Annotated in this window: 10 protein-coding genes and 3 pseudogenes; 9 read left to right on the top strand and 4 right to left on the bottom strand. The window is 67.8% G+C overall.

Going from position 1 to position 15,272, the window contains the following annotated elements:
• Window positions 1-55 precede the first annotated feature (55 nt).
• Window positions 56-1,018 (top strand): YihY/virulence factor BrkB family protein, encoded by a 963-nt coding sequence (locus ACQ858_RS11825; protein ID WP_431272943.1) that lies wholly within the window; start codon window positions 56-58, stop codon window positions 1,016-1,018.
• On the opposite strand, the gene ACQ858_RS11820 is transcribed toward ACQ858_RS11825, so the two are convergent.
• The gene (locus tag ACQ858_RS11820) at window positions 988-1,533 is read right to left on the bottom strand and encodes a DUF924 family protein (protein WP_431272942.1); all 546 of its coding nucleotides are present in this window, start codon (window positions 1,531-1,533) and stop codon (window positions 988-990) included. The two genes, ACQ858_RS11825 and ACQ858_RS11820, sit on opposite strands and share 31 nt — an antisense overlap.
• A gap of 105 nt (window positions 1,534-1,638) precedes the next feature.
• On the opposite strand from ACQ858_RS11820, the pseudogene ACQ858_RS11815 reads away from it, so the two are divergent.
• The 6 genes and pseudogenes from ACQ858_RS11815 to ACQ858_RS11790 all read left to right on the top strand — a co-directional run bounded on the left by ACQ858_RS11815 (window position 1,639) and on the right by ACQ858_RS11790 (window position 7,972).
• Window positions 1,639-2,090: pseudogene (locus ACQ858_RS11815) on the top strand (CHRD domain-containing protein).
• 42 nt (window positions 2,091-2,132) lie between these two features.
• Window positions 2,133-3,356 carry a patatin-like phospholipase family protein gene (locus tag ACQ858_RS11810; RefSeq protein ID WP_431272941.1) on the top strand — a complete coding sequence of 408 codons (1,224 nt, stop codon included), beginning with the start codon at window positions 2,133-2,135 and terminating at the stop codon, window positions 3,354-3,356.
• A gap of 16 nt (window positions 3,357-3,372) precedes the next feature.
• Window positions 3,373-4,300 (top strand): annotated as a pseudogene (locus tag ACQ858_RS11805) (LysR substrate-binding domain-containing protein).
• 77 nt (window positions 4,301-4,377) lie between these two features.
• A pseudogene (tcuA, locus tag ACQ858_RS11800) lies at window positions 4,378-5,794 on the top strand (FAD-dependent tricarballylate dehydrogenase TcuA).
• Entirely contained in the window at window positions 5,781-6,965 is a 1,185-nt protein-coding gene (gene tcuB, locus ACQ858_RS11795) for a tricarballylate utilization 4Fe-4S protein TcuB (protein ID WP_431272940.1), read from the top strand. The pseudogene tcuA and the gene tcuB overlap by 14 nt, the downstream one beginning before the upstream one ends.
• A 29-nt stretch (window positions 6,966-6,994) precedes the next feature.
• Window positions 6,995-7,972: a Bug family tripartite tricarboxylate transporter substrate binding protein gene (locus ACQ858_RS11790; RefSeq protein WP_431272939.1), complete on the top strand. Its 978-nt coding sequence runs from the start codon at window positions 6,995-6,997 to the stop codon at window positions 7,970-7,972.
• A gap of 3 nt (window positions 7,973-7,975) precedes the next feature.
• Here the strand turns inward: ACQ858_RS11790 and ACQ858_RS11785 are convergent, their stop codons facing one another.
• Window positions 7,976-8,932: a bifunctional helix-turn-helix transcriptional regulator/GNAT family N-acetyltransferase gene (locus tag ACQ858_RS11785; protein WP_431272938.1), complete on the bottom strand. Its 957-nt coding sequence runs from the start codon at window positions 8,930-8,932 to the stop codon at window positions 7,976-7,978.
• A 150-nt stretch (window positions 8,933-9,082) separates the two neighbouring features.
• On the opposite strand from ACQ858_RS11785, the gene ACQ858_RS11780 reads away from it, so the two are divergent.
• Both ACQ858_RS11780 and ACQ858_RS11775 read left to right on the top strand, forming a co-directional pair.
• On the top strand, window positions 9,083-11,440 hold the full coding sequence (locus ACQ858_RS11780) for a YgiQ family radical SAM protein (RefSeq protein WP_431272937.1): 2,358 nt from the start codon (window positions 9,083-9,085) through the stop codon (window positions 11,438-11,440).
• 54 nt (window positions 11,441-11,494) lie between these two features.
• Window positions 11,495-12,403 (top strand): hypothetical protein, encoded by a 909-nt coding sequence (locus ACQ858_RS11775; protein ID WP_431272936.1) that lies wholly within the window; start codon window positions 11,495-11,497, stop codon window positions 12,401-12,403.
• Between the two features lie 3 nt (window positions 12,404-12,406).
• Here the strand turns inward: ACQ858_RS11775 and ACQ858_RS11770 are convergent, their stop codons facing one another.
• Window positions 12,407-12,853, bottom strand: a complete 447-nt coding sequence (locus ACQ858_RS11770) for a universal stress protein (protein WP_431272935.1) — start codon at window positions 12,851-12,853, stop codon at window positions 12,407-12,409.
• Window positions 12,854-12,965: 112 nt separating this feature from the next.
• The gene (locus ACQ858_RS11765) at window positions 12,966-15,197 is read right to left on the bottom strand and encodes a glycoside hydrolase family 28 protein (RefSeq protein ID WP_431272934.1); all 2,232 of its coding nucleotides are present in this window, start codon (window positions 15,195-15,197) and stop codon (window positions 12,966-12,968) included.
• Between the last annotated feature and the right edge of the window lie 75 nt (window positions 15,198-15,272).

Raw genomic sequence — 15,272 nt, 5'->3', positions numbered from 1 at the left:
TATGCGCGGCGCCTTCGCGGCGCGCTGGCCGCCCAAAGGCTGCGACACTGCGCGCATGAAAGCCTTACGCGCGCTGTTCGACCTCTGCAGGCAGTCCTTCGAATCGTGGCGGGCGGACTACGCCCCGAGCATGGGGGCGGCGCTGGCCTACTACACGGTGTTCTCGCTTGCGCCGCTGATCCTGATCGTGATCTCGGTGGTGGGGCTGGTGTTCGGCCGCGACGAGGCACGGGGCGAGATCATGGAGCAGATCTCCGGCCTCATGGGGGCCGACGGCGCGCGCGCTGTGCAGGTGATGCTGGAGCACCTGAACCGGCCTGCGCAGGGCATCGTCGCGACGGTGGCCGGCATCGGGCTGCTGATCGTCGGCGCAACCACCGTGTTCGGCGAGCTGCAGGATGCCTTCGACCGCATCTGGCGTGCGCCCGCGCGCGACGACACGAACGGCTTGCTGAATCTGGTGCGCACGAGGCTGCTGTCGTTCAGCATGATCATGGGCATCGGCTTCCTGCTGATGGTTTCGCTCATCGTCAACGCCGCCCTCGCCGCGCTCGGCGAATGGTGGGCGCCGTACTTCGGCGGCTGGGCGCATCTGGCGCAGAACGTGAATTCCGCTTTCGGCTTCGCGATCGTGACCGTGGGCTTCGCGATGATCTTCAAGGTCATGCCGCGCGTGAGCGTGCAATGGCGCGACGTGTGGATCGGCGCGGCGGTCACGGCGGTGCTGTTCACCATCGGCAAGTACCTGATCGGCCTCTATATCGGGAAGACCGGCGTGGCATCGGGCTATGGCGCGGCAGGGTCGCTGGTGGTAGTGCTGGTGTGGGTGTACTACTCGGCGCAGATCTTCCTGCTCGGCGTGGAGTTCACCTGGATCTATGCGCACGAGTACGGTTCGCTCAAGGGGCGTCCGCGCCCGGGCGCCCTGCGGTCGCCCACGCGCGCCGACGGCGCCGACAGCGCCGATGGAGCGGGCGAGCCTCCCGGTCAGCCTGAGAAACCGCCGCCGTCGAGGTAGGCCTGCTCCTCGGGCGTCGCGCGCCGCCCGAGCATCGTGTTGCGATGCGGAAAGCGGCCGAAGCGCGCGATGAGGTCGCGGTGCAGCACCGCGAAGCGCTGCGTGTTGGCGTCGAGCTCGGCATTGAGCGCGACCGAGCGCTCCTGGTCCGCCAGCGACTCCGAGTGCATGAAGGGCAGGTAGAAGAATGGCCGCAACTGCAGATCGACCTGCCGGTCATGCCCGGCATCGATCGCGGCGCGCGCGATCGCCAGCGCCTTGCCATCGGTCGCGAACATGTGGCCGCTGCCGCGCCACGCATTGCGCGGGAACTGGTCAAGCAGAACCAGCAGTGCGAGCGCGCCTTCGGCATCGGCGGCCCACCCATCGAGCGCGCCGGTTGCGGCGGCATGGTGCGCGGCTTCGAAGCGGGACTTGAATTCGGCGTCGAAGGCCTCGTTCTTGTCGAACCAGCGGCCGGGGCCTGCTTCGTGCCAGAAGCGGACGACGTCCTGGGCGGTGGGGAGCTTGCTCATGGAGCACGAATCATGCCATTGCGGCATCGAATTCGGGTCGATGGCCGACAGCGCGCGCCCCGGATGCTCCCTATGCTGGCCGCTCGTCAACCCAGGAGATCGCACATGACAAGACGCTATGGCTTCCCCCTTCGCATGCTCGTGGTGACCGGCATCGCGGCCGCTGCGCTCGGGGGTGCGGGATGATGTCCCGATCCAACACGGTGGCCTTCAGCGGCACCATGAACGCGGCCAGCGAAGTGCCTCCCAACATGACGCGCGGCAGCGGCATGGCCGAGGCGACGCTGAACAAGGAGACGAATGTCCTCAAGTACAAGATCACGTACGACGGCCTGAGCGGCCCGGCCACCGCAGCCCACTTCCACGGCCCGGCCGCGGCCGGCGCGAATGCGCCCGTGGTACTGCCCTTCGGCAACGCTTCGAGTCCGATCGAGGGCACGGCGACGCTCACGCCCGCGCAGGCGGCCGACCTGATGGCCGGACGGTGGTACGCCAACGTCCACACCGCCGCGAATCCGGGCGGCGAGATTCGCGGGCAGATGCTGCCGAAGATGTAGTGCCGCGGGAGGAGGGCGGCCGCTCTGGTGTCCAATGGCGCCATGGCCACGAAGAAAAGACCCTCTTCCTCCGAATCCACCTCCGCTGCCGCCCGACTGGGTTCCAGCTTCGACTTCCCCGGTGTCAGGAAGGCACTCGTCTTTCAGGGCGGCGGCGCGCTCGGCGCCTACCAGGCCGGGGTCTACGCGGGCGTCTTCGAGCGGCAGAAGTCGCTCGACTGGGTCGCCGGCGTGTCGATCGGAGCGATCAACGCCGCCCTGATCGCCGGCAATGCGCCCGAGATGCGGGTGCAGCGGCTGCGCGAATTCTGGAACCTGGTCTCCTCCGGCCCGGCCCAGCGCGTGCCCGCGTGGTGGGGTATCGACCGGTCCTCGTTCAACCAGTGGAGCGCGACCTCGGCCGCGATGTTCGGCGTGCCGGGCTTTTTCGAGCCGCGCTGCTCGCCCTCGCTGCTGCTCGGCGGCGCTGCGCCGGTGCTCAGCTACTACGACACCGCACCGCTCAAGTCGACGCTGGAGCGACTCGTGGATTTCGACCGCATCAACCACGACGACGTGCGCTTCAGCGTCGGCGCGGTCAACGTGCGCACCGGCAACTCGATCTACTTCGACAACCGCTCGCAGCGCATCGGCCCGGAGCACATCATGGCCAGCGGCGCGCTGCCGCCGGGCTTCGCGCCGGTGCACATCGACGGCGAGGACTACTGGGACGGCGGCATCGTCTCGAACACGCCGTTGCAGTACGTACTTGACGCGCATCCGCGCAGCGAGCCGCTGATGGTGCTGCAGGTCGACCTGTTCAGCGCGCGCGGCATCATGCCGCGCACGCTCTCCGAGACCATCGAGCGGCAAAAGGACATCACCTATTCGAGTCGCACCCGGATGAACACCGACGCGCTGGCCTCGAACATGAACCTGCAGCAGGCGCTCGCGGACCTGCTCGCCAAGCTGCCGCCGGGGCTGCGCGACGACCCCAGCGTGACCTCGGTGTGCGCCGCGCTCTCGCACAAGCCGATCGAGATCGTGCACCTGATCTACCGCGACAAGCCCTACGAGCTCGAATCCAAGGACTACGAGTTCTCGCGCGCCTCGGTCGACGAGCACTGGGACGCCGGCCTGCGCGACATCTGCAACACGCTCGATCATCCGGAGTGGCTGGTCAGCGCATCGCAGACCAATGGCGTCACCACCTTCGACCTGACCGAGCCGAACGCGCGGCGCCTGCGGCATCCGATGAATCTGCCGCACATCCCTGCTGCCGAATGAGAAGCGGACGTGCGCCGTGGAACTGAGGCAGTTGCGCTACTTCATCAAGATCTGCGAACTGCGCAGCATGGGGCGGGCTGCGCTTGAACTCGGGCTCGCAACCTCCGCGCTGAGCCAGCAGATCAGCCGGCTGGAAGGCGAACTGTCGACGCGCCTGCTGAACCGCGCCTCGACCGGCGTCACGCCGACCGACGCGGGCACTGGCCTTTCTGCAGCAGGCCCACCTCACGCTGCGTCACGCCGACGAGGCGGTGCGCGCGGCCCAGCAGGCGAGGCTGTCGGGCCACGTGAGCATCGGGCTGCCACCCACCACGGCATCCGTCCTCGGGGTGCCGCTGATGCGGGCGATGGCAGAGCGGTATCCGGACGTGAGGTTGCATCTGGTCGAGGCGCTCTCGGGTCATCTGGCGGCGATGCTCAACGCCCGCCAGCTCGATCTGGCCGTGCAGTTTCAGACCGACACCGCGCGGCGCTGGAGCGTGCTGCCGCTGCTCGACGAGAAGTTGTTCGTCATCGGCCGGATCGATCTGCCGGGCCTGCCGGGCGGGCGGCAGGTGCGGCTCGCGCGACTGGGCGCGCTGCCGCTGATCATGCCCAGCGCCTCGCACGGCCTGCGCTCGACGCTTGCCGCCGCCTTCGCGCGCGCGCGGGTGGTGCCGCGCGTGGTTGCGGAGATCGATGGCCTCGGGCTGCTGATGGACGCGGTGCGCGCCGGACATGGCGCCACCATCCAGCCGGGCGCGGCGACCGCGCGCGGGACCGATGAAGGGCTGGTGCAGATCCGCATCGCGGACGCGCAGGTGGGTCGCCGCAACGTGCTCGCGAGCCTGTCGGATGACGAACTCTCACCCGCCGCGCTGGCTACCCGCGTGGTGATGGTCGACGTGGCGAGAGCCCTGGTGCGCGAAGGCCGCTGGGCCGGCGCGACCCTTCACGAAAACTGAAGACCCCTTGCCCGGGGCGTTCTTTCGCCAGGCGCCACGCGTGCCTAGAGTCGTGCTCCTCACGAGGAGACAACTGAATGATCGATGTCCTGGTCGTCGGCGGCGGCAACGCGGCGCTGTGCGCGGCGTTGATGGCACGCGAGGCCGGCGCCAGCGTCCTGCTGGTCGAGGCCTCGCCGCGCGAATGGCGCGGCGGCAATTCCCAGCACACCCGCAACCTGCGCTGCATGCACGATGCGCCGCAGGACGTGCTGGTCGACGCCTACCCTGAGGAAGAGTACTGGCAGGACCTGCTCAAGGTGACCGGCGGACTGACCGACGAGCGCCTCGCCCGCATCGCGATCCGCGCGTCGTCCTGCTGCCGCGACTGGATGCGCAGCCATGGCGTGCACTTCCAGCCGCCGCTGTCGGGCGCGCTGCATGTGGCGCGCACCAACGCCTTCTTCATGGGCGGCGGCAAGGCGCTGGTCAACGCCTATTACCGCAGCGCCGTGAAGCTGGGCGTGCAGGTCCGCTATGACACGCCGGTCGTCTCGGTCGAGCTCGACGGCGACCGCTTCGTCGCCGCGCTCACGGCAGGCGGCGAGCGGATCGAGGCGCGCAGCTGCGTGCTCGCCGCAGGCGGCTTCGAATCCAACCGCGAATGGCTCAGCGAGGCCTGGGGCGTCAATGATCGCGGCGAGCGCCCGGCCGAGAACTTCCTGATCCGCGGCACCCGCTTCAACGAGGGCGTGCTGCTCAAGGCCATGATCGACGCCGGCGCGGATTCGATCGGCGACCCGACGCAGGCGCACATGGTTGCGATCGACGCCCGCGCGCCGCTGTACGACGGTGGCATCTGCACCCGCATCGATTGCGTCTCGCTCGGTGTGGTGGTCAACCGCGAGGCCAAGCGCTTCTACGACGAGGGCGAGGACTTCTGGCCCAAGCGCTATGCGATCTGGGGCCGGCTCGTGGCGCAGCAGCCGGGGCAGATCGGCTATTCAATCATCGACCGCAAGGCGATCGGGCGCTTCATGCCGCCGGTATTTCCGGGCACCGTGGCGGACAGCCTGCCCGAGCTCGCGCGCCAGCTCGGCCTGCCGGAAGCGGATTTCGCCCGGACCATCACCGCCTACAACGCGGCTTGCCGCGTCGGCACCTGCTGATCACACCGCGCTCGACGATTGCCGCACCGAGGGCCTCACGCCCGCCAAGACGCACTGGGCACGCCCGATCGACACGCCGCCGTTCTACGGCTATCCATTGCGGCCCGGCGTGACCTTCACCTACCTCGGCCTGCGGGTGAACGACGAATCCGCCGTGCACTTCGGCGGCCGTCCGAGTCCGAACCTTTTCGTCGCGGGCGAGATGATGGCGGGCAACGTCCTGGGCAAGGGCTACACCGCGGGTGTCGGCATGGCCATCGGCACGGCTTTCGGCCGCATCGCGGGCACGCAGGCTGCCAAGGCCGCGACGGCTGTCAAGGAGGAGGCTCGACATGCGATCGCTTGATGCCCTGGCGCGCGAAGCCGCAACGCTCGCGGCCGGCGGACGCACCGTCATCCCGATCCTGAGCGAACGCGAGGCCGAGGTCGGCCGCCAGATGCAGATCTGCAATGCCTGCCGCTACTGCGAAGGCTTCTGCGCGGTCTTCCCGGCGATGACGCGGCGGCTGGAGTTCGGCCGCGCGGACATCCACTACCTTGCCAACCTCTGCCACAACTGCGGCGCCTGCCTGCACGCCTGCCAGTACGCGCCGCCCCACGAGTTCGCGGTGAACGTACCGCGCGCGATGGCCGAGGTGCGCGGGCAGACCTACGCCGACTACGCCTGGCCGCCGGCGTTGGGCCAGCTGTACCAGCGTAACGGCCTGACGCTGTCGCTTGCGCTGGCGGCGGGGCTTGCGCTGTTCCTGATGCTGGCGGTGGCGTTCAAGGGCACGCTGTGGGGCGTGCCACTGCAAGGCAACTTCTACAACCTGTTTCCGCACAACCTGCTGGTCAGCCTGTTCGGACCGGTGTTCGTGTTCGTCGTGTTCGCGCTCGGCATGGGCGTTGCGCGCTTCTGGCGCGAATTGAAGCCTGCGACCAGCGGCGCGCCGTTGAACGTGCCGGCGGCGGCCGAAGCCGCCGATGCGGTGCTGCGGCTGAAGTACCTCGACGGCGGCCACGGCCAGGGTTGCCATGACGAGGACGATGCCTACACGCTGCGTCGCCGTCGCTTCCATCACCTCACTTTCTACGGCTTTGTGCTGTGCTTTGCGGCCACCTGCGTGGCGACGCTCTATCACTACGTGTTGGGATGGCACGCGCCTTACCAGCTGCCAAGCCTGCCCAAGCTGCTCGGCGTGGCGGGCGGCGTGAGCCTGTTGGTCGGTACCGCGGGACTCTGGCGGCTCAACCGCCGCCGCCATCCGCTGCAGGCCGACGCTGCGCAGAAGCCGATGGACCTGGGCTTCATCGCCTTGCTGTTCCTCACCAGCGCGAGCGGCCTCGGGCTGTGGCTCGGGCGCGATACGCCGGCGCTCGCACTGCTGCTGTGCCTGCACCTCGGTGCGGTGATGGCGCTCTTCGCCACGCTGCCCTACGGCAAGTTCGCGCACGGCATCTTCCGCACCGCCGCGCTGCTGCGCCACGCGGTCGAGAAGCGGCTGCCGAATCCGATCGGCCTTGGCGCCGACTGACGATCTTCAACAAGTACCAACGAGACACGATGAACAAACGACGACTGAATCCCGCTTTCGCGCTTCTTGCCAGCGCGATGCTGCTGGCTGCCCCGGTGCGGGCGGAAGACTTTCCTCCGGCCAAGCCGGTCACGATGGTGGTCGGTTTCGCACCTGGCGGGGCGGCCGATGCGGCGGCCCGGCTGATCGCGAAAAAGCTCGGCGAGAACATCGGGCAGACCGTGATCGTCGACAACAAGGCCGGCGCGGGCGGCAACATCGCCCACCAGCACGTGGCGGGCGGGCCGGCCGACGGGACCATGCTGCTGTTCGGCTCGGTCGGACCGCTGACCATCGCGCCACATGTGATGAAGGTGCGCTACGACCCCTTCAAGGATCTCGCGCCCGTCTCTGGGGGCGTGAACTTTCCGAACGTGCTGGTGGTGCACAAGGCGCTCGGCGTGAAGACGCTGGCCGAGTTTGTCGCACTGGCGAAGAAGAAGCCCGGCGGCGTGGACTTCGCGTCGACGGGCGCCGGCTCCGCCTCGCACCTGGCCGGGGAGCTCTTCAACCAGCGCGCGGGCATCGACATGGTCCACGTGCCTTACAAAGGCGGAGCGCCGGCCATGCAGGACCTGATCGGCGAACGCGTGGCTTCCTACTTCTCGGCACCGCCGACGGCGATGCCGCAGGTCGAGGCCGGCCGGCTGATTCCGCTCGCCACCACCGGGCTGACGCGGCCGGCCTACATGCCGGACATCCCGACCGTGGCCGAATCGGGCTACCCGGGCTTCGAGGCACTCAACTGGTACGCCTTCGTCGCGCCCGGCAAGACGCCAGCGCCGATCCTCGACCGCTGGAACGTGGAGATCGTGAAGGTGCTCAACGATCCCGGCGTCAAGGACGCGTTGAACAAGCACGGCCTGACACCGCAACCGACAACCCGCGCCGAACTCACTGCCTTCATGCGCAAGGAAGACGCGAAGTGGGGCAGCATCGTGCGCGATCGCAAGATCACCGCCGATTGAAGCTCAGAGCCTCAGTTCCCAGGTCTCGCCGACGAGCTGCCGGCCGAAGCCCTCGTAGGGCTCGGACTTCACGAGCCTGAACCCGCGCGCCGTGTAGATGGCGCGAGCCGCGGTGAGGCAGCTGTTGGTCCACAGGACCATCTTCCTGTAGCCCTTGCTGCGCGCGAAGGCGATGCACTCGTCCGTGAGCCGACCGCCGAGGCCGAGGCCGCGCGCCTGCGGCGTCAGGATCAGCATGCGCAGCTGCGCGGTGGTCGCCGACTTGCGCACGACGAAGATCGCGCCGACGCGCTCGCCGTTCAGCTCGGCAATCCAGCAGCGCTCCCAGCCGGGCTGGAACTTGCGCAGGAACTGGCCGGCGATGTCGGCCACCAGCGCCTCGAACTCGCTGTTCCAGCCGTATTCGCGCGCATAGATCTCGCCGTGCTGCTGCACCACCCAGCCGATGTCGCCGGGGGCGGGGTCGCGCAGGAGGGCGGTCTGGGCCTTCGCCGGCGGCGCGGCGCCCGGTTCCAGCAACTGCTGCAGCGTTCCCATGGCGCCGACCAGCTGCGCGCGCTGCGCCGTCGATAGCGGCGAGAGCAGGGCGGCTGCTTCCTCGCGCGACTTCTGTTGCAGCGGCGCGAAGGCGGCATGGCCGGCCTCGGTCAGTCTCAGCAGACTTTGCCGCGCGTCGCGCGGGCTCGCCTCGCGCACCAGCCAGCCCTGCGCCTCGAAGCGGCGGAGGATGCGGCTGAGATAGCCCGCATCCAGCTGCAGGTCCTTGCCGATTTCGCTGGCGACCGGCGATTCGCGGTGCGCGAGTTCGTAGAGCACGCGGACGTCGGTGAGCGACATGTCGCTGCCCAGGTAGGGGTCGAGCACGCCGATGCGGCGCGTGTAGAAGCGGTTGAACTGGCGGACGGCCTTGACGGCCGATACGTCCGCAGTGTCGGGAAGGGGCGTGGTGACGGCGTCCATGATTGCCATTGTCAATCGATTGGTTGACTAAAGCAAGTAATTGAAGATCCGGGCCGGGCATGCGGGAATCGCCTTTAGGGCGACAGTTCCAATGGAAAACCCTAAAATCGAGGGTTGCCCACGAGGCCCCTCCGGCCGACCCCATCCCCGATGAACGCCCCCGTCGACGTCTCCTTTTTCGCGCGCGCCGCCAAGCCGCTGACCAGCTACCGCAAATACTGGGCAGCCCGTTTCGGCACGGCCAAGTTCCTGCCGACGTCGCGCGCCGAGATGGAAGCCCTCGGCTGGGACAGCTGCGACATCGTCGTCGTCACCGGCGACGCCTACGTCGACCATCCGAGCTTCGGCATGGCGGTGATCGGCCGCATGCTCGAGGCGCAGGGCTTCCGCGTGGGCATCATCGCGCAGCCCGACTGGCAGAGCGCCGATCCGTTCAAGGTGCTGGGCAAGCCGAACCTGTTCTTCGGCGTGACCGCCGGCAACATGGATTCGATGATCAACCGCTACACCGCCGACCGGAAGATCCGCAGCGACGATGCCTACACGCCGGGAGACATCGCCGGCAAGCGGCCGGATCGCGCGGCCATCGTCTACTCGCAGCGCTGCAAGGAAGCCTGGAGCGACGTGCCGATCGTGCTCGGTGGCATCGAAGGGTCGCTGCGCCGCATTGCGCATTACGACTACTGGCAGGACAAGGTGCGCCGCTCCATCGTGGTCGATTCGAAGTGCGACCTGCTGCTGTATGGCAATGCCGAGCGCGCGATCGTCGAGATCGCGCATCGCCTCGCGGCGCGCGAGCCGGTGCACCAGATCACCGATGTGCGCGGCACCGCCTTCGTGCGGCGCGAGACGCCCGAAGGCTGGTTCGAGATCGACTCCACCACGGTGGACGAACCGGGCCGGGTCGAAGCGCACATCAATCCCTACCTGATGGTCTCCGAGCAGGCCAAGGCCAATGGCGCGAGCTGCGCGCGCGAGGAAGAAGCGCAAGCCGTTGCAGAAGCGGCGGAGGCAGCCGGCTCGGCGAGCATCGCAAACGCGGCGATCAAGCCGATCCAGTTCGTGGCCAACCCTGCGCTGCAGGGCAAAGGCAAGGTCAAGGTGCCGCCGCGCGACCGCTCGGTGATTCGCCTGCCTTCGTTCGAGCAGGTGCGCGCCGATGCCGTGCTCTACGCGCATGCCAACCGCGTGCTCCACCTCGAAACCAATCCCGGCAACGCCCGCGCGCTGGTGCAGGCGCATGGCGAAGGCACCACCGCGCGCGACGTGTGGATCAACCCGCCGCCGATCCCGCTGACCACGGCCGAGATGGACCACGTGTTCGACCTGCCATACGCGCGCAGCCCGCATCCCAGCTACGCCGATGCGCAGGGAAGCCACGACGGCGCGACCAAGATTCCGGCGTGGGAGATGATCCGCTTCAGCGTGAACATCATGCGCGGCTGCTTCGGCGGCTGCACCTTCTGCTCGATCACCGAGCACGAAGGCCGCATCATCCAGAGCCGTTCCGAAGACTCGATCATCAAGGAGGTCGAGGCCATCCGCGACAGCGTCAAGGGCTTCACCGGCACCATCTCCGACCTCGGCGGGCCGACCGCCAACATGTACCGCATCGGCTGCAAGTCGCCCGAGATCGAGGCCGCCTGCCGCAAGCCGAGCTGCGTGTATCCGGGCATCTGCCAGAACCTCAACACCAACCATGATCCGCTGATCAAGATCTACCGCCGGGCGCGCGCGCTCAAGGGCATCAAGAAGATCCTGATCGGCTCGGGCCTGCGCTACGACCTCGCGGTGCAGTCGCCCGAGTACGTCAAGGAACTGGTGCAGCACCACGTCGGCGGCTATCTCAAGATCGCGCCCGAGCACACCGAGCAGGGCCCGCTCAGCAAGATGATGAAGCCCGGCATCGGCAGCTACGACAAGTTCAAGCAGATGTTCGAGAAGTACTCGGCCGAGGCGGGCAAGAAGCAGTACCTGATCCCGTACTTCATCGCGGCGCATCCCGGCACCAGCGACGAGGACATGATGAATCTCGCGCTCTGGCTCAAGCGGAACGGCTTCCGCGCCGACCAGGTGCAGACCTTCTATCCCTCGCCGATGGCCACCGCGACCGCGATGTACCACACCAACAAGAACCCGCTGCGCAAGATCACCCGCGATAGCGAGACGGTGGACATCGTGCGCGGCGACAAGCGCCGCCGGCTGCACAAGGCCTTCCTGCGCTACCACGACGCCAACAATTGGCCGCTCTTGCGCGAGGCGCTCAAGGCCATGGGGCGCGCCGATCTCATCGGCAACGGCAAGCATCACCTGATCCCGACCTGGCAGCCGCTGACCGATGGCAGCTACGAGAGCGCGCGCCGCAAGAACTCGACGCCGGTCGCGCTCAAGACGGTGACACCCGTCAAGGGACGCATCCTCACGCAGCACACCGGATTGCCGCCGCGCGAGACCGGGGCCGCGCGCGCGAAGCCGGCGCCTGCCGGGCCGATCCGCAAAGGCCGATAGATACCGGTACCGGCGGACGGACCGCGACACCCGCCTCGTTGTATGGTGTCGTGCATGAACACATCGCTGGCCGCGCTTCTCGTCCGTTTCGGTGTCTGGTTCGTTTTCGGCGTTGCGGCGCTCGGCCCGCTCGCCGCAGAGGCGAAGCTCGAGGCAGGATCCGCGCAGGCGATGCGCGACCTCGAGCGCAAGCATGCCGAGCAGTTCGCCAACGGCGCGCTGCACCGGCCGGTGGTCATCGATTCGGCGGAGACCGATGGCGGCCTGCAGGGCGACATCTATGCGATCGTCGACCACCCCGTCGATGACGTGCGCCGCGCACTCGAGCGCTCGGCGCAGTGGTGCGACATGATGGTCCTGCACATCAACAACCGGCGCTGCCGCGCGACGCGTTCGCCGGACGGCGAGAAGCTCACGCTGAGCGTGGTGCCGCGCTACGACAAGCCGATCGAGCAGGCCTTCGAGCTCACCTTTGTCCACCGTGTCGTCCATTCCACGCGCGACTACCTGCAGGTGGAGCTCTACGCCGAGGAAGGCCCGATGGGCACCAGCCAGTACCGCGTGATGCTCGAAGCGATCCCGCTCGGCGAGCGCCAGGCTTTCCTGCATTTCGCCTACGCGTACGACCACAACATGGTCGCGCGCCTCGCCACGATGGCGTACCTCGCCACCTTCGGCAGCAGCAAGGTCGGCTTCACGGTGGTGGGCAAGACTGCCGACGGCCAGCCCGACTACATCCGTGGATTGCGCGGCCTGATGGAGCGCAATGCGATGCGCTACTTCCTCACGCTCGACGCGTACCTCGACGGTTTCGCCGCGCCGCCGCCGGAGCGCGCCGACAAGCGCCTCCATACCTGGTTCCGGTCGGTCGAGCAGTACCCGACCCAGCTGCACGAGATCGACCTCGCGACCTACCTCGCGGTCAAGCGCGAAGACCGTCAGCGCGACGCGGCGTCGCGCTGAGTCTCAGCGCAGCACCAGCACCGGCGTGTGCGAGTGCGTCAGCACGTGCAGGGTCTCGCTGCCCATCAAGAGGCGCTTGATGCCGCGCCGGCCGTGCGAGGCCATCACGATCAGGTCGCAGTGATGCACGCGGGCGGCTTCGATGATCGCCTCGGAGATGAGCTCCCCCTGCATCACGATGGAGCGCGTGCTTTTCACGCCGCGGCCGTCCGCTTTCTCCTTGACGGCATCGACCACGCGCTGCGCCTCGGCGTCGGCCTGCTCGCGCAGGCGCGAAACCTCCGTCTGGCTCAGCAGCAGCGAGCCTTCGAAGTAGCTGGCGGGGTAGTGCTGCACCACCTTCACGACCATGAGTTCCGCCTGCGTCAGGAGTGCCAGATCGATGGCGCTGTTGACCGCCAGATCGGACAGCTCGGAGCCGTCGGTGGCGACGAGGATGCGTTCATACATGGCGTTGCTCCCCGGGCGGGAGACGCCCGCCCGCACGGGGAGCGTAGTACGGGCGGGCTGGCGCGGCAAGGCGCCGGCAGGCATCTAGACGGGCCTGCCTAGCGCCGCGAATTCACTGGCTGGCCCAGTGCGTGCCGAACGGGTTCGACGCGCCGATGGACGGGAAGTCCACGAAGGCCTGGCTGCAATCGAGCACCTTGTCGACGTCCACCTTCAGGCTGGCCTCGCCGTTGACCACGATGCGGTTGGCGGTCGAGGCCTGGATCGGCAGGTTCACGTTGGCGAGCGTCAGGTTCGCGTCGGACGAGATCAGCGAGATCTGCGCCGGATCGTCCGCGGCCACGTCGGTCATCGACATGACCAGCGGGTAGGCCGGCAGGTAGCCCGTCGGATAGGCCGCGGTCGGCGTGAAGTAGCCGCCCGTGTTTGCCGCGAAGCCCTGCAGCTTGACCTTGGACTCGCCGAGGATGCGCACGTTGGCGAGCGTGATGTCATGGAAGTTCGGCACTTTCGGAATGCCCCCCGACAGCGCCTTGGTGCTGTAGTAGGGCGTGAACAGCAACGCGTTCTGCGCGTTCTTGATGCAGATGTTGCGGTAGTTGATGTTGCTCACCTCGCCGCCGCGTGCGTAGTCGGACTTGACGCGCAGGCCTTCTTCGGAGTTGAGGAACGAGTTGTCGTAGACCTCGACGTTGGTCACGCCCGCGTTCGTCTCGCTGCCGACCGAGATGCCGTGGCCCCAGTAGATGTGGTTGTGCGCGATCACGATGCCGTAGGCCCGGTCGCGGCGCTTGCCGCGGTTGCCGTCGATCCCGAAGCCGACCGCGTTGGGATTGTTGCTGCCCTTGAGCGCCATGTCGTCATCGCCTGTGCTCACGTAGTTGTAGGCAAAGACGAAGTTCTTCAGGTAGCCGTCGAAGGACATCTTGGTGGGCGAGGTCGTCGTGCTGCCGGTCGTGAGCGCGTTGGACTTGGCGCTCCCCGCGGAGCCCGGATCGAAGGCGTCGGTGTTCTTCACGTTGTCGGCGTTGAAGGTCTCGCCCGTGTAGAGCGGATTGCCGTTGCCCGCCGGGTTGGCGAAAGCTGCGAGCGTCGGCGTCTGCACCTTGACGTTCCACACCGTGAGGCCATCGACGCCGCTGGGCACCACATGGAAGTTGGCGCTGTTGTTCAGCGTGATCTTGTAGAGCGTCAGGTTCTTCGCGTAGTTGAACACCATCATCCGGAAGTTCGACTGCGAGCCCGAGCCGGTCGTGCCGTTCTGCACCATGTTGCCCAGGTAGGCGAGGTCCCACCAGGTCATGTTGCGCACCGATGACTTGGAGTCGACGAAGGTGCCGCCGTTGTCGCAGGCGGTGCCGTCCGGCGCCTGCGTGCTGGTCGCATAGGCGGCGTAGGTGTTCGAGCAGCTCAGGTCCACCTTCATGAGCGGGTAGAGCGCATTGGTGGTGACGATCTCCGCATAGGCGCGGCTGTCGATGCTGCCTTCGCCGACCACGGCCGAGTTGACGAGGTAGTCGCCATTGATCAGCGCCTTGCAATTGCCCGAGCTGCCGGCCTGCGTCGCGCTCACCGCCGTATTGCCGCAGTACTTGCCCGTCCCGTTCAGGTAGGCCATCACGTCGCGCGTGGCGTAGAGCGTGGCGCCCTTGTCGATCCACAGCGTCACGCCCGAGGGCAGCGTGAGCGGACCCGAGATGAAGCCGTTGCCGGGGCCGCTGCTGCTGACCACCAGGCGCACCGCGAACTTGCTCGCCTTGTACTGCGGCTTGGCCAGCTCTTCGCCGCTGACGCCTGCGATGTTGATGTTGGGCAGGGCTGCGGCCTTCTGATCGGCGGTGGCCGAGGCGTCCGCCGCCAGGATGGCTGCGCCGACTTCCGCGTTGACCGCCGCCCCGCAGGCGTCGAGCGCCGCCTGGATGCGCGCCTGGTCCGGGTTGGCGGTGGTGGTGCTGACGGCCTTGCCGACGCCGGCGATCGAAGGGTCCGCTTCGGGCGGCAGCGCGCCGTCCGGGCGTCGAACGAGGTTGTTGCTGGCTTCGAGCGTCGCGCAGACCTGGGCATCGCTCGGCAGCGTGGGCTCGGGCGGAAGCGCCGGATCGAAGGTGGTGGTGCCGACCTGGAAGGCGTTCTTCCGGGCAGCCGATGAATCGGAGGACGTCGCCGGCGCGGTGACCGGCGCCTGCGTGCCGGACGACCCCGAAGTGGCCAGCAGCGCCGCGCTGCCGCCGCTGCTCCCGCCGCCGCAGGCCGAGAGCGAGGCGACCGCGACCAGTGTCGCGACAAGGGCCGCGAGCGGCAGGAGCCGGCGGGCAGGATGGGGAGAGCGGGTCGACGTCGTCATCGGAGGTGGGGGCGGGAGGTCTTGTCTCATGTGCGTGTGTTTTGCGAGTTAGTCAACGGTTGTCGTACAACTGTC

Origin of the sequence: Variovorax ureilyticus (genome assembly GCF_050632185.1) — a bacterium.
Taxonomy (GTDB): domain Bacteria; phylum Pseudomonadota; class Gammaproteobacteria; order Burkholderiales; family Burkholderiaceae_C; genus Variovorax; species Variovorax ureilyticus_A.
The sequence above is the reverse complement of the archived record's forward strand: the minus strand, read 5'-3'. Positions and strand labels throughout refer to the sequence as shown.